This window comes from Nonomuraea sp. NPDC001699 (genome assembly GCF_053596455.1).
Genome location: NZ_JBSFGF010000001.1, coordinates 1,086,784 through 1,104,556, shown reverse-complemented (window position 1 = coordinate 1,104,556; position 17,773 = coordinate 1,086,784). Strand labels below are relative to the sequence as shown.

15 protein-coding genes are annotated in these 17,773 nt (G+C 72.3%); 6 read left to right on the top strand and 9 right to left on the bottom strand.

Translation table 11 applies throughout. The annotated features are described in order from the left end of the window. Nucleotides 1-15 precede the first annotated feature (15 nt). From ACWCSU_RS05285 to ACWCSU_RS05260, 6 genes are all read left to right on the top strand, one after another. Nucleotides 16-1,227, top strand: coding sequence for a glycosyltransferase (locus ACWCSU_RS05285; RefSeq protein ID WP_449933667.1), 1,212 nt, complete (start codon nucleotides 16-18; stop codon nucleotides 1,225-1,227). Beyond that, nucleotides 1,224-1,898 carry a DUF998 domain-containing protein gene (locus tag ACWCSU_RS05280; protein ID WP_357707190.1) on the top strand — a complete coding sequence of 225 codons (675 nt, stop codon included), beginning with the start codon at nucleotides 1,224-1,226 and terminating at the stop codon, nucleotides 1,896-1,898. Before ACWCSU_RS05285 ends, ACWCSU_RS05280 begins: the two co-directional genes overlap by 4 nt. An 82-nt stretch (nucleotides 1,899-1,980) precedes the next feature. After that, complete coding sequence (locus ACWCSU_RS05275) at nucleotides 1,981-2,736, top strand: cytochrome P450 (protein WP_449933665.1); 756 nt, start codon at nucleotides 1,981-1,983, stop codon at nucleotides 2,734-2,736. Beyond that, a complete protein-coding gene (locus ACWCSU_RS05270) occupies nucleotides 2,733-3,479 on the top strand; it encodes an isocitrate lyase/PEP mutase family protein (protein WP_357707187.1) in 747 nt (248 codons plus the stop codon). Before ACWCSU_RS05275 ends, ACWCSU_RS05270 begins: the two co-directional genes overlap by 4 nt. A gap of 7 nt (nucleotides 3,480-3,486) precedes the next feature. Beyond that, nucleotides 3,487-6,366, top strand: coding sequence for an AfsR/SARP family transcriptional regulator (locus tag ACWCSU_RS05265; protein WP_449933662.1), 2,880 nt, complete (start codon nucleotides 3,487-3,489; stop codon nucleotides 6,364-6,366). A 35-nt stretch (nucleotides 6,367-6,401) separates the two neighbouring features. After that, a complete protein-coding gene (locus ACWCSU_RS05260; protein WP_357707185.1) occupies nucleotides 6,402-7,907 on the top strand; it encodes an MFS transporter in 1,506 nt (501 codons plus the stop codon). Here ACWCSU_RS05260 and ACWCSU_RS05255 read toward each other — a convergent pair. The 9 genes from ACWCSU_RS05255 to ACWCSU_RS05215 form a co-directional block, all read right to left on the bottom strand. Beyond that, nucleotides 7,876-9,114, bottom strand: coding sequence for an MFS transporter (locus ACWCSU_RS05255; RefSeq protein WP_357707183.1), 1,239 nt, complete (start codon nucleotides 9,112-9,114; stop codon nucleotides 7,876-7,878). The genes ACWCSU_RS05260 and ACWCSU_RS05255 overlap by 32 nt on opposite strands. A 203-nt stretch (nucleotides 9,115-9,317) precedes the next feature. Further along, nucleotides 9,318-10,220 carry a serine hydrolase gene (locus ACWCSU_RS05250; RefSeq protein ID WP_449933660.1) on the bottom strand — a complete coding sequence of 301 codons (903 nt, stop codon included), beginning with the start codon at nucleotides 10,218-10,220 and terminating at the stop codon, nucleotides 9,318-9,320. Between the two features lie 81 nt (nucleotides 10,221-10,301). Further along, nucleotides 10,302-11,246, bottom strand: coding sequence for a quinone oxidoreductase family protein (locus ACWCSU_RS05245; protein ID WP_357707180.1), 945 nt, complete (start codon nucleotides 11,244-11,246; stop codon nucleotides 10,302-10,304). Between the two features lie 37 nt (nucleotides 11,247-11,283). After that, entirely contained in the window at nucleotides 11,284-12,177 is an 894-nt protein-coding gene (locus tag ACWCSU_RS05240) for an alpha/beta hydrolase (protein WP_449933657.1), read from the bottom strand. A 60-nt stretch (nucleotides 12,178-12,237) separates the two neighbouring features. After that, nucleotides 12,238-13,632, bottom strand: coding sequence for an NAD(P)/FAD-dependent oxidoreductase (locus ACWCSU_RS05235; RefSeq protein WP_357707178.1), 1,395 nt, complete (start codon nucleotides 13,630-13,632; stop codon nucleotides 12,238-12,240). 179 nt (nucleotides 13,633-13,811) lie between these two features. Next, nucleotides 13,812-14,603 (bottom strand): ABC transporter permease, encoded by a 792-nt coding sequence (locus ACWCSU_RS05230; RefSeq protein ID WP_357707177.1) that lies wholly within the window; start codon nucleotides 14,601-14,603, stop codon nucleotides 13,812-13,814. Then, the gene (locus tag ACWCSU_RS05225) at nucleotides 14,600-15,451 is read right to left on the bottom strand and encodes an ABC transporter permease (protein ID WP_449933654.1); all 852 of its coding nucleotides are present in this window, start codon (nucleotides 15,449-15,451) and stop codon (nucleotides 14,600-14,602) included. The genes ACWCSU_RS05230 and ACWCSU_RS05225 overlap by 4 nt, the downstream gene beginning before the upstream one ends. A gap of 2 nt (nucleotides 15,452-15,453) precedes the next feature. Continuing rightward, nucleotides 15,454-16,686 carry a polyamine ABC transporter substrate-binding protein gene (locus ACWCSU_RS05220; protein ID WP_357707175.1) on the bottom strand — a complete coding sequence of 411 codons (1,233 nt, stop codon included), beginning with the start codon at nucleotides 16,684-16,686 and terminating at the stop codon, nucleotides 15,454-15,456. Between the two features lie 9 nt (nucleotides 16,687-16,695). Next, nucleotides 16,696-17,763 (bottom strand): ABC transporter ATP-binding protein, encoded by a 1,068-nt coding sequence (locus tag ACWCSU_RS05215; protein WP_364099751.1) that lies wholly within the window; start codon nucleotides 17,761-17,763, stop codon nucleotides 16,696-16,698. Nucleotides 17,764-17,773: the final 10 nt, after the last annotated feature.

Genomic DNA, 17,773 nt, shown 5'->3' with positions numbered 1-17,773 from the left:
AGCGGAGTCACCGTCATGGCCATGCCCCTGCAGAACGTCACCGACCACGCTCACCTCGCCCCCGCCCCCGAACGTCCCCGCCGCGTCCTGATCTCGACCGACACCTATCCCCCCGACGTCAACGGCGCCGCCTACTTCACCCACCGGCTGGCCACCGGCCTGGCCGCGCGCGGCAACGAGGTGCACGTGGTGTGCCAGTCGGAGGCCGGCCCGGCCAGCGCCGACGTGGTGGACGGCGTGATCGTCCACCGGCTGCGCTCGGCCCCGCTGCTGGTGCACCCGACCATGCGGGTCACCGTGCCGACCAGGCTCGACCGGCTGGTCGCCGACATCGACCCGGACGTGCTGCACACCCAGGGCCACTTCGTGGTCGGCCGGGCCGCCATCGCCGCCGCCCGCCGCCGCGGCGTGCCGGTCGTGGCCACGAACCACTTCATGCCCGACAACCTCTTCCAGTTCGGGCACGTCCCCGAGGCGCTGCGGACCAGGGCGGGCCGGCTGGCCTGGCGCGACTTCAGCCGGATCTTCAAGCGGGCCGACCACATCACGACGCCGACCCCGCTGGCCGCCAAGCTCCTGGCCGACCAGGGCTTCTCCCGCGACGTCGAGGCCGTCTCGTGCGGCATCGACCTGGCCAGGTTCCACCCGCACGCCGAGCCCAAGTCCTGGGCGCGCCGGCGGTTCGCGCTGCCCGACCGGCCGACCGTCCTGTTCGTGGGCCGCCTGGACGAGGAGAAGCACCTCGACGAGCTGATCCGCGCCCTGCCTCTCGTGCTCAACGAGACCGACGCGCAGGTGGCGTTCGTGGGCCGCGGCAACCAGCGGATGGAGCTGGAGAAGCTGGCCAAGCGCATCGGGGTGGGCGACCGGGTGTTCTTCGTCGGGTTCGTGCCCGACGAGAGCATGCCGCAGGCGTTCGCCGCCGCCGACGTGTTCGGCATGCCGGGCGTCGCCGAGTTGCAGAGCATTGCCACGCTGGAGGCCATGGCGTCCGGCCTGCCCGTCGTGGCCGCCGACGCGATGGCGCTGCCGCACCTGGTGGACGGCAACGGCTACCTCTACCAGCCGGGCGACGTCGTCTCGCTGGCCAGGCACCTGACCGCGATCCTCACCGACGACGACCTGCGCGCCCGCCTGGGCAACGCCAGCCGGGCGCTGGCGCTCACCCACGACGACCAGACGTCGCTGGCCCGCTTCGAGCAGATCTACGACGAGGTGACCCGATGACCTGGCGCACCGTGCTCGCTCCGGTCGCCGGAGCGGTGACGGCGGTGGCCGCCCTCGGCTACGCGCAGGCCGTCCTGCCCGCGCAGCCGCTGATCAGCGACTACGCGCTCGTCCCCGGCGGCATGCTGCCCGTGCTGGTCGGGACGCTCGCGCTGGCCGTGGCCTGCCTGTCGCTGGCGTACGGGCTGGCCGCCCGGGAGCCTGGGCGGACCGCCGCCACCCGCGTGCTGCTGCTGGCGGGGGCGGCCGGGCTGATGCTGAGCGCGCTCTTCCCCACCGATCCCGGCATGTCGGACATCAGCACTCTCACTGGCGAGATCCACCGCTGGTCGGCGGCCGTGGTCTTCACCGCGCTGCCGGTCGCCGGCTGGTCGTTGGCCAGGGGGCGGACGGCGGCCGTGCGCTGGAGCGCGGTCAAGGCCCTGAGCGTGACCTCGGGGCTGACGCTGGGCGCGTACCTGGCGGCGCACCCGGCCGCCTTCACCTCCTCGCTGATCGGCGGCGGCGCCTACTACGGGCTGCTCGAACGGGGTGTGGTGCTGGCCGAGATCGTGCTCGTCGTGTCGATGGCGCTGGCAAGCGCACCGGGCCGCGCGGCCGTACGGATCGAGGGCACGCGGGCCACCGGGGCGCCCGCGCAGCCCGAGAGCCGGCAGCGGCTGGCGGCGTGACCGGAAACCGGGACAGCGGGGACACCGGGGACGCGTCCATACTTCGTCCCCCGTCGAACGGTCCGCGTCCTAGCGTGGACCCATGCTCATCACCCACCACGCCGAAGCCCGTGCGGTGCTCTCCGACAGCCGGTACGTGCCGCCGCCCGTCCCGCAGGACGGCGAGCCCGGGACGCTCGCCTGGCTGCGGGCCCACGTCTCGCGCTTCAGCACCGGCGAGACGCACGCCGGACGCCGCCGCCTGGTCGTCGAGCGCCTGTCCGCCCTGGACCCGGCCGCGCTGAGGACGGCTGCCAGGGCCGCGACCGAGGACCGCGGCGGCGACTGGCGTGGCGTGCCGACGGCCGTGCTGGGGGCCGCGCTCGGCGTGCCGGACACCTCGGCCGTGCCCGCGGCCGCGAGCGGTTACCTGTCGGGCGAGGGAAGCCCGCGGGCCGACGCCGCCGTCGCCGAACTGCTCGGGCTGACCGACCTGCCGGCCGTCACCCTGCTGCTCCAGGGCCACGCCGCCACCGAGGCGCTCATCGAGAACGCGCTCGCCCACGCCGTGCCGGGCGACGACCCCGAGGCGGTGCTGCACGAGACGCTCAGGCAGGACCCGCCGCTGAAGGCCGGCCGCAGGCTCGACACCCGCACCGGCCAGGAGGTCACGATCGACCTGGTCGCGGCCAACCGCGATCCCGAGGTGTTCGCCGATCCCGGCCGCTTCGACGCCTCCCGGGGCCCCGCCCCCCATCTGACGTTCGGGGACGGCCTGCGTCCGTGCCCCGCTCCCGCCCACGCCCTCGCGCTGGCCGCCGGCGTGCTCGACGCGCTCCTCGAAGGGACCGGCCGATGAACTTCCACGACCTGCACCGGCCGGGCGACCCGCTGCTGCTGCCCAACGCCTGGGACTACGGCTCGGCCGCGATCCTCGCCGCGCACGGCTTCCCCGCGATCGGCACCACCAGCCTCGGCGTGTCCGCCGTGCACGGCAAGCCGGACGCCGCCGGCGCGACCAGGGCCGAGACGATCGAGCTGGCCGAGACGGTCAAGGACCTGGACGTCCTGGTCACGGTGGACATCGAGGGCGGGTTCAGCGACGACCCGGACGAGGTGTCGGCCCTGGTGGCGAGCCTGGCCGCGCTCGGCGTGGCGGGCGTGAACCTGGAGGACGGCCGTCCCGACGGCACCCTGCGCCCGGTCGAGCTGCACCGGCGGATCATCGAGGCCGCCAAGGGCCACGGCGTGTTCGTCAACGCCCGCACCGACACCCACTGGCTCGGCACCGGCGACTGGCGCGAGCGGGTGGACGCCTACGAGCACGCCGACGGCATCTTCGTCCCCGGCCTGTCCGACCTGGCGGAGATCGCCGAGGTCGTCGCGCGTACGCGGCTGCCGCTGAACGTGCTCTACCAGCCGGGCGGGCCCACGCTCGACCAGCTCGCCGAGGCGGGGGTGGCGCGGGTGAGCACCGGGTCGCTGCTCTACCGGGCCGCGCTCCAGGGCGCTCTGGCCGCCGTGCTGGGCGCGCAGGGCAAGAACGCCCCCAAGCTGCCGACGTACGGAGAAATCGCCGCACTCCTCCCCCAGGCCCGATAATCGAGACATGCGCTTCGAGATCCTCGGACCCACCAGCGTGCTGGACGAGGACGGCGCGCCCGTGGCGCTCGGCGGGCCCCGGGTGCGCGCCCTGCTCACCCTGCTGGCCCTGAACGCGGGCCGCGTCGTCGGCGCCGGCCAGCTCGTGGACGGCCTGTACGGCCCCCACCCGCCGGACGGTGTGGCCAACGCGCTGCAGTCCCAGATCTCCAGGCTGCGCCGGGCGCTCGGCCGGGACCTGGTCGAGTTCCACCCGGCGGGCTACCGGCTGGTCGCCGATCCTCAGGACGTGGACGCGCGCCGCTTCGAGCTGCTGGCCCGGGACGGGCGGCGGTCGCTGGCCGATGGGGACGCCCGGCGGGCGGCGGCGCTGCTGGGCGAGGCGCTGGAGCTGTGGCGGGGCGTGCCGCTCGCCGACGCGCCGCACGCCGTGTCGGCCGCGGCCGGGCTGGAGGAGCTGCGGCTGGCGGCCACCGAGGACCGGCTCCAGGCCGACCTGGAGCTTGGGCGGCACCGCGACCTGGTCGCCGAGCTGCGCCGGCTCACCGCCGCCCATCCGCTGCGCGAGCGCCTGCGCGCCCAGCTCATGCGCGCCCTGTACGGCAGTGGCCGCCAGGCCGAGGCGCTGGCCGTCTACGACGAGGCGCGACGGCTGCTCGACCGGGAGCTGGGCATCGAGCCGGGCGCCGAGCTGACCGCCGCCCATCTGGCCGTCCTCCGCGCCGACCCGTCACTCGCCCCCGCCGGCACGTCAGCCGGCGCGCCCGCTGGCACGCCCGTGGCCGCGGTGCCCGGCGGGCCTTCCGCGCCGCCGGCCGGAGGGCTCAAGCGGGGGTTGCGGGCGCAGCTCACCAGCTTCGTGGGGCGGGCGGAGGAGCTGGCGCAGCTCGGCGCGCGGCTGCGGGACAACAGGCTCGTCACGCTGATCGGCCCCGGCGGCGCGGGCAAGACCAGGCTCGCCCAGGAGGCGGCCGCCCAGGAACCGGGCGACGTGTGCTTCGTGCCCCTCGCCCACGTGACCGGCGCGGCCGGCGCGACCGGCGTGCCCGGCGCGGTGCTGGTCGCGCTCGACATCCGCGACGCCCTGCTGCACACGTCCCAGCGCCCGGCGATCGACCCGGTCACCCGGCTGCTCACCGCGCTGGCCGAGCGCGACCTGCTGCTCGTCCTGGACAACTGCGAGCATCTGGTCGCCGCCGTGGCCGAGCTCGCCGACGCGCTGCTGGCCGGTTGCCCCGGGCTGCGGGTGCTGACCACCAGCCGGGAGGCGCTGGGCATCACCGGGGAGTCGATCCTGCCGGTGTCCCCGCTGCGCCTGCCGCCGCCCGAGCCGGACGACCCGCTGGCGTACGCGGCCGTCCGGCTGTTCGCCGACCGCGCCGCCGCCGTGCGTCCCGGGTTCGGCGTGGACGGCGGCAACGCCGCGGACGTGGTGCGCATCTGCCGGGCGCTCGACGGGCTGCCGCTGGCCATCGAGCTGGCCGCCGCGCGCCTCCGTACGCTGTCGGTCGCGGACGTGGCGGCCCGCCTGGACGACCGGTTCCGGCTGCTGACCCGCGGCAGCCGTACGGCGCTGCCCCGGCACCAGACGCTCCGCGCGGTCGTCGCGTGGAGCTGGGACCTGCTGGACGACGCCGAGCAGCGCCTGGCCGGCCGGCTGAGCGTCTTCGTGGGCGGCGCCACGCCCGAGGCGGCCGAGCGGGTGTGCGGGGCACCGGAGGAGGTGCTGTTCTCGCTGGCGGAGAAGTCGCTGGTGGAGCACGTCGGCGGCCGTTACCGCATGCTCGACACGATCAGGGCGTTCTGCGCCGAACGCCTGGCCGAGTCCGGCGAGACCGCCGCGATCAGGGACGCCCACACCGCCTACTACCTCGACCTGCTGCTGACCGCCGACCCGCTGCTGCGCACCGCCGCCCAGCTCGACTGGCTGGCCCGCCTGGACGAGGAGAGCGACGACGTCGAGGCCGCCGTGCGCTGGACGACCGAGTCCGGGCAGCTGGCGACCGGCCTGCGGCTGCTGGCGCACGGCACCTGCTACTGGTGGATGCGCGGCCACCGCGGCGCCGTCGCCGGCCTGGCCGCCGGGCTGCTGGCCGCGATCGGCGACGCCCGCCCCGCCGGCATGGAGGAGGAGTACGTCATGTGCGTGCTCGTCACGGCCTGGACGGGCGTGGCCGACGACGACCTGCGCGAGCGGCTGGCCGAGGTGCGCGGGCTGCTGCCGATCACCCACCTGCCGGAGCGGGTGGAGTTCCTGATGATGATGCGGTCGATGTTCACCGGGCCGCCGGGCGACGTCGAGACGATCTACCACGAGCTGCGGGCCTTCACTGAGGGCCTGCCGCCCTGGCAGCGGGCGTTGTCGTACTGCGGCATGGGGTTCGTGCTGCAGATCCTGGGCCGGGCCGAGGAGTCGCTGGCCGCCTTCCGGCGCGCCCTGGCCGCCTTCCGCGCGATCGGCGAGCGCTGGGGGACGATCCTGGTGCTGTCGGGGCTCGGCGCGCTGGCCTCCGAGCGGGGGGACTACGCGGCCTCGTACGCGCTGTCGGACGAGGCGCTGACGCTGGCCCGCGAGCTCGACGCGCGGGCGGAGATGGCCGAGGCCCTGTGCCGGCGCGGCGACGCGCTGCTCGGCATGGGCGAGCCGCTGGGCGGGCGGGCCGACTACGAGGAGGCGGCCGAGCTGGCCCGCCGGGTGGGCTCCATGGACGTGCTGGCCTGGGCGGACCTCGGGCTGGCCGAGGTGGCGCTGTCCGCCGGCGAGCGCGGCCTCGCGCTGTCCCTGCTGGCCCAGGCCCGCGCGGAGTGTCCCGACGACTGGTACAGCACCGAGGACATCCGCAACCGCATCGACGCCGCCCTCGACAGGGCGGTCAGCGGACGGTAGGCGGGCCGTCAGCCGCCCCGGCCACCGTGGACGGCATGACGCGCAAATGGGCCTGTCTGGCCATAGCCTGCCTCGCGACACTGTTGCTCTCGGTCGATCTCACCGTGCTGCACCTGGCGCTCCCCCGCCTGGTCGCCGACCTCGGTGCGAACTCGACGCAACTGCTCTGGATCGGCGACATCTACGGCTTCGCCCTGGCCGGCCTCCTGGTCACCATGGGCAACCTCGGCGACCGCGTGGGCCGCAAGCGGCTGCTGCTGATCGGCGTGGCCGGGTTCGGCGCGGCCTCTCTGGTGACGGCCTACGCCCCGAACCCCGAGCTGCTGATCGCCGCCAGGACGCTGCTGGGCGTGGCGGGCGCGATGATCATGCCGTCCACGCTCTCGATCGTCAGGAACGTCTTCACCGACCCGGGCGAGCGGACCGCGGCGATCGGGATCTGGAGCGGGATGAGCGCGGCCGGGTTCGCGATGGGGCCGGTCGTCGGGGGCGTGCTGCTGGACCACTTCTGGTGGGGGTCGGTGTTCCTGCTCAACGTGCCGATCATGGTGCTGGTGCTGGTCTGCGGCTTCCTGGTGCTGCCGGAGTCGCGCAACCCCACCGCCGGGCGGATCGACGGGCTCAGCGTGGCGCTGTCGTTCGCCGGTGTCGTGACGGCCGTCTACGCGGTCAAGGAGGCCGCCCACCAGGGCCTGGCGCACGCCGACGTCCTGGGGGCGGCCGTGGTGGGCGTGGCGTGCCTGGTGCTGTTCGTCCGGCGGCAGAAGCGGCTGGACACGCCGCTGATCGACGTACGGCTGTTCCGGCGGCGGGCGTTCAGCGCGTCCGTGGGCACGAACCTGCTGGCGATCTTCGCGTTGTCGGCCATGAGCCTGCTGTTCGCCTGGTACCTGCAGCTCGTCCTGGGCTGGTCCCCGCTGGTGGCCGGGCTGGCGCAGATCCCCGGCGGCCTGAGCGGCGCGGTGGGCGGGGTGCTCGCGGCCCGGCTGATCAACCGGCTCGGCAGGAACGGCGTGGTCGCGCTCGGCCTGGCGCTGAACGCCGGCGCGTTCGTCCGGTACGGCATGCTCGGCACCGAGGTGGACTATCTCACCCTGCTGCCCGTGATGATGATCGGCGGGCTGGGGGTCGGGCTCACGTTCACCGTGAACAACGACAACATCCTGGCCACCGCGCCCAGGGAGCGGGCGGGGGCGGCGGCCGCGGTGTCGGAGACGGCGTTCGAGCTGGGCGGCGCGCTGGGCATCGCGGTCCTGGGCACCGTGCTCAACAGCGTCTACCGCGCGAACCTGCTGCTGCCCGCCGGGGTGCCCGGCGAGGCGGCGCGGGAGTCGATCGCCGGAGCCACCGCCACGGCGGCGGCCCTGCCCCCGCAAGCGGCCGAGCAGCTGATGCGCGCGGCGCGGGAGGCGTTCGTGGCGGGGATGCAGGTGACGACGCTGCTCACGGCGGTCCTGCTGGCCGTGGTCGCGGTGTTCGCGCTGACCGGGCTGCGCGGCGTGCCGAAGGTCATCCAGGAAGAGTCGCCGGTCCCTCACTGAGCGCGGGGACGTCCGCCGCGGGCCCGGCGGGCAGCGGGCGCAGGCTGCCGACCCTGGCCAGCACGAGCAGCGCGGCCACCCCGGTGGCCACCGGCGCGACCACGAACGCCCAGGACGCGCCGAAGTGGTCCACGAGCTGCCCGGCAACCGACGACCCGGCCGCGATGCCGAGCGCGATGCCGCCGTTCAGCCAGGTGAACGCCTCGGTGCGGACCTCCGCCGCGACCAGGCCCTCGACCAGGGTGTAGCCGGTGATCACCACGGGGGCGATCACCAGTCCGGCCAGGGCGGCGGCGACGTACAGGTGGGGGACCGCTCCGGCGAGCGTGAACGCGCTGGTCGCGACCGCGAGCAGGGCCAGCCCGCCGACCAGCCGGACGCGGGCGGGCAGCCGCCAGCGGACCGCGCCGTACAGCAGGCCGCCGAGCATGCTGGCGCCGGAGAAGACGCCGTAGACGGGACCGGCGGACGCGGGCGCGTGCAGGGCGGTGGTGAGCGAGGTGACGCCGACCTGGAGGCTGCCGAAGACCGACCCCATGGCGAGGAAGGCGGCGGCGAGCAGCGCCACGCCGCGCCTGCGCAGCACGCCCTTGGAGGCGGCGATCCGGACCGGCACCGGCTCGGGCGCGGCCGTCCGGACGGCGGCGAAGACCACCGTGCCGACCAGGATCAGCACGAGCCCGCCGAGCAGCGCGACCACCGGCGAGTACGCCGTCGACAGCCCCACCAGCAGCACAGGGGCCAGCGTGAACGTCAGCTCGTCGGTGATCGACTCGACCGCGAACGCCGTGTTCAGCCTGCCGGTGCCGCCGAGCCGGTGCGCCCAGCGGGCCCGGACCATCGAGCCGACCTGCGGTCCGGACGCGCCGACGACGGCTGCCATGGCGACCAGCAGCGCGAGGTGGGCGTGCGCGGCGGCGAAGGCCAGCAGGCCGCCCATGGCCAGGGCGTGCACCGCGACCTGCGGCAGCAGCACCCGCGCCTGGCCGTACCGGTCGGCCAGGCGGCCGGTCTGGGGGCCGATGAGAGCCTGGAAGACGGCGGCGGCGGCGGAGGTGATCCCGGCCGCGCCGTAGGAGCCGGTGGACCATTGGACCAGCAGCAGGATGCCCATCTGGGTCATCGCGAACGGCACGCGGGCCAGCAGCGCGGGCACCAGGAACCGCCAGGCTCCGGGGGTGGCCAGCACGTCGAGATAGGACTTCAAGGGTCTCCGTCCAGATCATGACGGAGACCTCCCGGGGGGGGAGCACACCGTCGGAGGTGGGCTTCGACCGGGGTAGATACCGGCGCGCGCCGGCCGCCGAGCGGTCAATCAGTTCACTTCAGTCAAACGTGACGAGAGCCGATCCTATTGCAGGAATCGGGCTGCTCACCGCCGGCAGGGTGCGACGGCCGAGAGGAACACCGTCAGGCGCCAGGGTTCCTCGGGCAGGACCGGGGCGTCGTCGGGGACAGCTCGTCGAGCCGGGAGCCGATCATCCTGGCCACCCCTTCGATGGTCTCGATGCCCACCCCCTCCCCCGGCTGCCCGTCGGTCTGCACCGCCAGCAGCAGGTCGCGCCCCGGCCCGACGACGCGGCCGTAGCTGGTCACCGCCCATGTGTTGTGGATGAACGGGCGCGGCGTCCAGCCGTTCTTCAACGCCACCCGGTCCACCGGGCGGGCGGCCGCGCTGACGCCCCACGACTGGTCCTTGACCACCCGTCCCATCAGGCCGAGCACGAGGGCGCGGTCGCGGTCGGAGAGGCCCTCGCCGCCGTTCACCAGCACCTGGAGCAGGCGGATGCGGTCGGCGGGGCTGGTGTTGGTGCCGCCCCAGAAGACGCCGGGCCCGGGGACGGTCTCGTTCAGGCCCATGCGCCGGTAGAAGTCGCCCATCGCGCCGCCGACCCGGCCCCACAACGCGTCGGCGGCGCCGTTGTCGCTCTCGATGATCATGCGCTCGGCGAGGTCGCGTTCCTCCTCGCCCAGGGTCCCGTGGCCGAGCACGAGCGCCGTGAGGATGTCCACCTTGACGCCGCTGGCGGTGATCATGTCGTGCTGGTGCTCGGCGCGGCCCAGAGTGAGGCCGCTGGTGAGCTCCAGCATGCTGTAGGCGACCCGTCCGGGGCGTCGGGAGACGTACTGCTCGACGTCGTGCTCAAGCCGGGCGCGGGCCGCCCTCCCGGCCCTCTTGTCCCGAAATTTCAGGACGCATCGGTCGACCTTCGCTCTGACCTTCACCACGCCCGGCACCCCGGGCAGCCGCTCGACCGAACAACCGGTCACGAACCCCCAGACCACCGCCACGACCAGCAATCTCCACCACACGCACAAAACCCCCGCGATCATCACTTCTCGGGGGTTTTGATCACCCTCTGCCCAGTCGCGGCATTGGCCACACCCTGCCTGTCAGGGCAGGAGCACCACTTTTCCGACAGTTCGCCGTCCGGCCAGGTCGGCCACGGCCCGGGCCGCCTCCGCCAGCGGGTACTCGCCGCCCACCAGCGGACGCAGCCGTCCGGCCGCGGTCAGCGCGAGCAGCTCGCCCAGCGGGGGCCCGACCATCTCCCGCCGCCCCCGCAGCGGACGCAGCCAGAACCCGAGGACGGCGAGGTTGCCCGCGGTCAGCCGCGCGGGATCGACCGGCCGGGCCTGTTCGCCCGACGACGACCCGTAACTCACCAGCCGCCCGAAGGGGGCCAGGACGGTCAGCGCCGCGTCGAAGACCGCCCCGCCGACGGCGTCGAGCACCACGTCCGCCGGCCGGTCGCCGTTGGCCTCGATGACGCGCTCGGCGTACCCGTCGGCCGCGCCGTCCACGGCGGCGTCCGCGCCCAGGTCGAGGGCGAGCGACCGCTTGTCCTCGCTGGAGGCGGTGGCGATCACGCGTCCGGCGCCGAACACCTTGGCCAGCTGCACGGCCAGACTGCCCACGCCGCCCGCGCCGGAGTGGACGACCACGCTCTCGCCCTCCCTGAGCCGCGCCGACGAACGCAGCAGATGCCAGGCGGTGAGCCCCTGGACGAGCAGCGCCAGCGCCTCGCCGGCCCGCAGCGAGTCGGGCACGACCACGACGTCGCCCTCGTCCAGAACGGCCTTGGAGGCGTAGCCGTTGGCGGTGAAGCCCATCACCCGCCGTCCCCGGTGGTCGCGCCCGACGACCTCGCTGCCGGGGATGTGCGGCAGGCGGTCCGGGCTGGAGTAGTGGCCGGAGATCTGCCGCACGTCGGCGAAGTTCAGCCCCGCGGCCTCGACGTCCACCAGCACCTGGCCCGGTCCCACGACCGGATCGGGCACCTCTGCCTCTTCGAGCACCTCCGGGCCGCCGAAGCGGGTGAACTGGATGGCACGCATGAATCCCCCATTCCGCGCGATACCCCCAGCGTAGACGTCAGGCTCCGGAGCCGCCCGGCCGGAGGTGCTCGGCGAGGAAGTCCGCGGTCGCGTCCACGGCCTGCGACACGTACGGCTCGCGGTCGTAGAGGTCGACGTGCTGCTTGGCGTCGACCCAGACGAGCTTCTTGGGCTCGTCGAGCCGCCTGAACGCCTCCTCGGCCCCTTCCGGCGGGCAGAACCGGTCGATCACGCCGTGCACGATCAGGGCGGGCTTCGGCGACAGGAAGTCGGCGCCCATCATGTTGTCCATGGTGATCAGCTCGCGCAGACCGGCCCGGGTGACCGCGTTCCGCCAGGAGGAGGAGGCCCCGCGCTCGGTGCCGTAGTAGGCGAACGGCTCGTCGCCCGGCATCGCGGCCTCGCCGTCCTCCGCCACGGCGGGCAGGTACTCGACCGGGCCGCCCAGGTCCTGCCGTTCCAGCACGCCGGCGAACCCGGCCAGCGCCTCCTGGTAGTCCATGCCCGACCGCATCGTGTACGGGTTGTTGTAGGCCCCGGCGATGCCCGCGAACACCCGTACGCGCGGGTCGAAGGCGGCGAACTTCAGCGCGTACCCGGCGCCCAGGCAGATGCCGACGGCCCCGATCAGGCCCCCGTCCACCTCGGGGCGCGACCGCAGCAGCGACACCGCCGCCCGCAGGTCGTTCAGCTTGGCCTGCGGGTCCTCGTGCCCACGTGGCTCGCCGCCGGACTCGCCCCAGTTGCGGTGGTCGAAGGCCAGCGTCACGTAGCCCCGGCGGGCCAGCCGCTCGGCGTACAGGCCCGTGACCTGGTCGCGCACCCCGGTGAACGGCCCGGTGAGCACCAGACCCGGCCAGGGGCCCGTGCCCTCGGGCAGCCGCAGGTCACCGGCCAGGGGAACGCCGTCGGCGGCGAACTCGATCCTCATGGTCACAAGTGTGCGCCAGGCCCGCGGCACGCGGGCCCGGCGCCCCCTCGGAACACCGGATCAGGAGTCGAACCCGAGGCCCATCCTGTCGAGCGTGCGCAGCCACAGGTTGCGCCTGCCCTGATGCTGGTCGGCCTGAGCGATCGACCACCGGGTGAACTGGATCACCCCCGACCGGACCGGCTCGGGCGGGAACGGCACCGGCTTCTCCTTGACCATCCGCAGCTCGGTCCGCTCGGTGGCCTCCCCCGACAGCAGGTCCAGCATCACGTTCGCGCCGAACCTGGTGGCCCCGACGCCCATGCCGGTGTAGCCCACGGCGTAGGCCAGCCGGCCGCCGTGCGCCGTGCCGTAGAAGGCGCTGAAGCGGCTGCAGGTGTCGATCACGCCGCCCCAGCGGTGCGTGAAGCGCACCTGGGACAGCTGCGGGAAGGTGGTGGCGAAGTGCTCGGCGAGCTTGACGAAGGTCTCGTCGCGCTGCTCGTACTCCGGCTTGACCAGGCCGCCGTTGTAGTAGACCGCGTCGTAGCCGCCCCACAGGATGCGGTTGTCGTCGGTGAGCCGGTAGTAGTGGAACTGGTTGCCCGAGTCGCCGACGCCCTGCCGGTTGTGCCAGCCCACCTCGGCGAGCTGGGACGCGGTCAGCGGCTCGGTCATCAGGGCGTAGTCGTACACCGGGACGACGAAGTGCTTGAGCCTGCGCAACAGGGGCGGGAAGACCCCCGTGCCCAGCGCCACCCGCCGGCCCGTCACCGACCCGTACGGGGTCCGCAGGGTGATCGTCGTGCCGTCGTCGCGCAGCGAACGCACCGGGCTGCGCTCGAAGACCCGTACGCCGAGCCGCAGGCACGCCTCGCGCAACCCCCAGGCCAGCCGCGCCGGGTCCAGCATGGCGCAGCCGCTGCGTTCCCAGAGCCCGCCCAGATAGGTCGGCGAGTTGACCTCGGCCCGCACCTGACGCTCGTCCATCGGCACGTAGTCGAGGCCGAGCTCGGAGATCAGGTCCAGGTGTTCGGCCAGCGAGTCGAGCTGCCACGGCTCGGTGGCCACGTGCAGCTCGCCGGTGCGCTCGAAGGAGCAGTCGATGCCGTGCCGCTCCAGCGTGCGCTCGATCTCGTCGAGGTTGTCCACGCCCATGCGTTCGAGGCGGCCGATGTCCTCCGGCCACCGTTCCAGGCCGTTGGCCAGGCCATGGGTGAGGGTCGCCATGCAGAACCCGCCGTTGCGGCCGGTCGCCGCCCAGCCGATCCTGCGCCCTTCGAGCAGGACGACGTCCAGCGAAGGGTCACGTTCCTTGGCCATCAGGGCCGTCCACAGCCCCGAGAAGCCTCCGCCGACGACGACCAGGTCGGCGTCGGTCTTTCCGATGAGCCGCGCGCGCGGCTCGGGTCTGGCCGGACTGTCCAGCCAGTACGGCTTGCGCTCCGCGTCAGCCAGCGCCTTCAGCGGATCCACAAATCCCACTTCCCTACGAAGTTCTTAGATTGTTCATTGTTTTTATTGCGGGATCCAAAGGGGTGATGTGATCACGCGCGGGTTCCCCCCGCCGAAATCCGATCTCGCCTCCCTGTTCTTGGTCGGAATACACCGATCCCCCCGCCGGATCGCGGGGGGAAAGCCTGTTGGAGCAGATCCTAGGCGCGGCGTCTGGCGGCCACCGCGTTCGCCACGGCGATCAGGACACCGATCCCGAAGATGAGCGTACCCATCACGTTGACCTGCGGTGGAATGCCGGTCTTCACCGCGCCCACGATCCACAGCGGGAAGGTGACGGTCGAGCCGTTGACGAAGCTCGTCACCACGTAGTCGTCGATCGACAGCGCGAAGGAGAGCATCGCGCCCGCGAGCACGCCCGGCATGATCGAGGGCAGGGTCACCTGCCGGAACGTGCCCCACGCGGTCGCGCCGAGGTCCTTGGCCGCCTCCTCCAGCGACGGGTCGAGCGTGATGACCCGCGCCCTGACCGTCACCACGACGAAGGAGAGCGAGAACAGCACGTGCGCCACGATGATCGTGTTGCCGTCGCGCGGCACGTTGCCCGAGACGAACAGCGACAGCAGCGAGGCCCCCATCACCAGCTCCGGCGTGGAGATGGCGGCGAAGACCAGGAAGTTCGTGGCGCCGAGGCCGCGGAAGCGGTGCCGGCCGACGGCCAGGCCCAGCATCGTCCCGATGACGACCGTGATCACGGTGCTGACCAGCGCGATCACGATCGAGTTGCGCAGCGCCGTGGTCAGGTCGGAGATCTCGAAGAGCTCGCCGTACCACTTGAGGGTGAAGCCCTGCCAGCTCGTGTTCGACTTGCTCTTCTTGTCGTTGAAGCCGAACAGGATCATGACGGCGATCGGCGACGACAGCCACAGGATGATCAGCCAGGTGTAGACGTGCAGCAGACGGTCGCCGAACCTGCCCCGCGCGCCCCTCATCGCGCCGCCGCCTCAAGGACGTTCTCGGTGCCGAGCGCGCGGGCGTAGACGAAGATGCCCACCAGCAGGATCGCCATCAGCGTGAACGACAGCGCCGAGGCGGTCGGGTAGTCGAGGTTGGTCAGGTACTCGGTCTGGATGATGTTGCCGATCATGGTGTTGGCCGTGCCGCCGAGGATCTGCGCGTTGACCGGGTCGGCCGTCGCGGGCACGAACGTCATCAGCACCCCGGCGAAGACGCCCGGCAGCGACAGCGGCAGCACCACCCGGCGGAAGGCCCCGGCTCGGGTGGCGTACAGGTCCTGGGCCGCCTCGACCACCCGCGGGTCGACCCGTTCCAGGGCCACGTAGATCGGCAGGATCATGAACGGCAGGAAGTTGTAGGTGAGCCCGCCCACCACGGCCACGGTCGTGGCCAGCACGTGGAAGCCCTCGGGCAGCACGCCCCAGCCCTTCAGCGTCCCGAACAGGATGCCGTTGTCGGCCAGCAGGAAGTTCCACGAGATCGTCCGCAGCACGAACGACACGAAGAACGGCAGCAGCAGCAGGAACAGGTACACCGACTTGCGACTGCCGCCCTTGAAGGCGATCCAGTACGCCACCGGGTAGCCGATCACCAGCATCGCCACGGTGGCCAGGCCGCCGTACAGGAGCGAGCGCAGCAACTGGTCGTTGTACCTGCCGAGCGCGTCGGCGTAGTTGGAGAAGCTGAACGTCATGGCGTAGCCGTCGATGGCGTTGCCCGTCTGGAGCGAGACCGACGCCATCGCCACCATGGGCACGACCAGGAAGATCGCCAGCCACAGCCAGCTCGGCAGGGCGAGCAGGTAGGGGGTGAGCCGTTTCATGGCTATGCCTGGGTGATCGACTGGAAGATGGAGTTGAACACCTGCTCCTGCTGCGTGGTCAGGGTGGTGTACGTGCGCAGCTTGGCGTAGTCGGCCGCCGAAGGGAACATGAGCGGGCTGTCCACCATGTCCTCCAGGGCCTTCTTGTCCTCGCCCTTGGCCGTCGCGGCCTTCTCGCGCAGCAGGTCCTGGACGGCCGGGATCGGGGTGACGAACTGGATGAACTCATCCAGTTCGGCGGCCACCGCAGGCTGGTACAGGTAGTCCATGAGGGTGAGGGCGTCCACGGGGTTGGCCGCGCCCTTGGGGATGAGCATGTTGTCGGTCCAGATCGTGCCGCCCTCGTCGGGGACCACGAACTTGACCGGCTCGCCGGCGAGCTGCCGCTGGAAGATGTCGCCCGACCAGGCCATGGTCAGCCAGACGTCGCCCTTGGAGACCGCGTCGATGTAGCTCTGGTCGTAATATTTCCGGACGATTCCCGCGTCGCGCTGCTGCTTGAGCTTCTCCCCGGCCTTCTTCCAGTCCGCCTCGGTCGACTTCTCCGGATCGACGCCGAGGGCGAACATGCCGAAGTTGCCGATCTCCTGCGCGTCGGCCATCATCCCGACCCGCCCCTTGTACTTGGGGTCGAACAGGGCCTCGATGCTGGTGATGTCGTCCTTGACGTACTTGGTGTTGTACGCGATGCCGGTCACGCCCGAGGAGTAGGGCATCGTGTACTGGTTGCCCGGGTCGTAGGCGCGTTCCTTGTACTTGTCACCGGCGTTGGCCAGGAAGTTCGGCATCCGGCTGTGGTCGAGCGGCACGATGTAGCCGAGCTCGACCATGTGCTGGAGCTGCACGCCGTTGGTCATCACGACGATGTCGTAGCCGAGCGACTGACCGGCGCGGAGCACGGGGTCGGCCTTGCCGAAGAACTCCGCGTTCTCCTGGATGACCTCCTTGTACTCCACGGAGATCCCGGTGGTCTGGGTGAACTTCTTCAGCGGGGCCTGGTCCTCGGGCATGTACTCGGGCCAGTTGGCGAAGACGAGCTTGCCGTGCTTGCTCTGCTTGGCCCAGTAGTCCTTGACGGCGTCGGCCTTCGGAGGGGCGGCCTTCTGGCCCTGGACGCCGCAGGCGGCGAGCGCGAGGCCGGCGGCCGACAGTCCGGTGACACGGAAGAAGTCGCGGCGGGTGCGGGGCTGGGTCATGCCCCTGAGGAGGGCGGGGGTGATCTGGCGGGGGTTCATGGGGTGCTATCAACTTCCAATCACGTAAGAGTGCTGCGCCTCCCACGACAGCCACACGGAGTCGCCCCGCTCCGCGGTCGCCGTCGCGTCATGCGCGTTCTGCTCAAATACGGTCATCTCGGCCCCGTCGGCGAGCTGCACCGCATAGCTGTTGGAGGTGCCCAGGTAGACCATCTCCGTGACGGTCCCGGGGACGGCGCTCAGCCCGCGCCCCGGCTCGTCCGCGCAGATCGTGATCTTCTCGGGGCGGACGGTCACCGTCACGTCGCCCTCGCGTCCCGGCACCAGCACCCGGCCGCCGCCGATCTCCAGCACCCCGCCGGTCACCGTCCCGCTGATCAGGTTGGAGGTGCCGATGAAACCCGCCACGAACGCGGTGGCCGGCCGTTCGTAGATCTCCCGCGGGCTCGCGAGCTGCTCGACCAGCCCGTCGTTCATCACGGCGATCCTGTCGCTCATGGTCAGCGCCTCGTTCTGGTCGTGCGTCACGTACACGAACGTGATGCCGACCTCGCGCTGGATGCGCTTGAGCTCGATCTGCATGGCCTGGCGCAGCTTGAGGTCGAGCGCGCCCAGCGGCTCGTCGAGCAGGAGCGCCCGCGGCCGGTTGACCAGGGCGCGGGCCAGGGCCACGCGCTGCTGCTGGCCGCCGGACATCTCCCGTGGCCGGCGCTTCTCCCGGCCCGAGAGGTCGACGATCTCCAGCATCTCGCCGACCCGCCGCTGGATCTCCTCCTGCGGCGTCTTGCGCTGCTTCAGGCCGAACGCCACGTTGTCCCACACGCTCATGTGCGGGAACAGGGCGTAGGACTGGAAGACCATGTTGACGTCACGCTTGTTCGGCGGGACGTTCGTGACGTCCTTGCCGTGCAGCCTCACGAGCCCTTTGGTGGGCTCCTCGAAGCCGGCGATCATCCTCATGGTCGTGGTCTTGCCGCATCCGGACGGGCCGAGGAGGGAGAAGAACTCCCCCTCGGCGATGTCCAGCGACACACCTTTGACCGCCTGGACGACCTCGCCGTGCGAGAGGTACTCCTTGACGACGTCCTCTAGCTGGATCGCGAATAGCTCGGTCATGTCCAGGCTC

Excerpts from the sequence above, each read along its gene's own strand:
- ACWCSU_RS05285 (WP_449933667.1), top strand. The coding sequence starts at position 16 with ATGGCCATGCCCCTGCAGAACGTCACCGACCACGCTCACCTCGCCCCC.
- ACWCSU_RS05280 (WP_357707190.1), top strand. The coding sequence starts at position 1,224 with ATGACCTGGCGCACCGTGCTCGCTCCGGTCGCCGGAGCGGTGACGGCG.
- ACWCSU_RS05275 (WP_449933665.1), top strand. The coding sequence starts at position 1,981 with ATGCTCATCACCCACCACGCCGAAGCCCGTGCGGTGCTCTCCGACAGC.
- ACWCSU_RS05270 (WP_357707187.1), top strand. The coding sequence starts at position 2,733 with ATGAACTTCCACGACCTGCACCGGCCGGGCGACCCGCTGCTGCTGCCC.
- ACWCSU_RS05265 (WP_449933662.1), top strand. The coding sequence starts at position 3,487 with ATGCGCTTCGAGATCCTCGGACCCACCAGCGTGCTGGACGAGGACGGC.
- ACWCSU_RS05260 (WP_357707185.1), top strand. The coding sequence starts at position 6,402 with ATGACGCGCAAATGGGCCTGTCTGGCCATAGCCTGCCTCGCGACACTG.
- ACWCSU_RS05245 (WP_357707180.1), bottom strand. The coding sequence starts at position 11,246 with ATGCGTGCCATCCAGTTCACCCGCTTCGGCGGCCCGGAGGTGCTCGAA.
- ACWCSU_RS05240 (WP_449933657.1), bottom strand. The coding sequence starts at position 12,177 with ATGAGGATCGAGTTCGCCGCCGACGGCGTTCCCCTGGCCGGTGACCTG.
- ACWCSU_RS05230 (WP_357707177.1), bottom strand. The coding sequence starts at position 14,603 with ATGAGGGGCGCGCGGGGCAGGTTCGGCGACCGTCTGCTGCACGTCTAC.
- ACWCSU_RS05225 (WP_449933654.1), bottom strand. The coding sequence starts at position 15,451 with ATGAAACGGCTCACCCCCTACCTGCTCGCCCTGCCGAGCTGGCTGTGG.
- ACWCSU_RS05220 (WP_357707175.1), bottom strand. The coding sequence starts at position 16,686 with ATGAACCCCCGCCAGATCACCCCCGCCCTCCTCAGGGGCATGACCCAG.
- ACWCSU_RS05215 (WP_364099751.1), bottom strand. The coding sequence starts at position 17,763 with ATGACCGAGCTATTCGCGATCCAGCTAGAGGACGTCGTCAAGGAGTAC.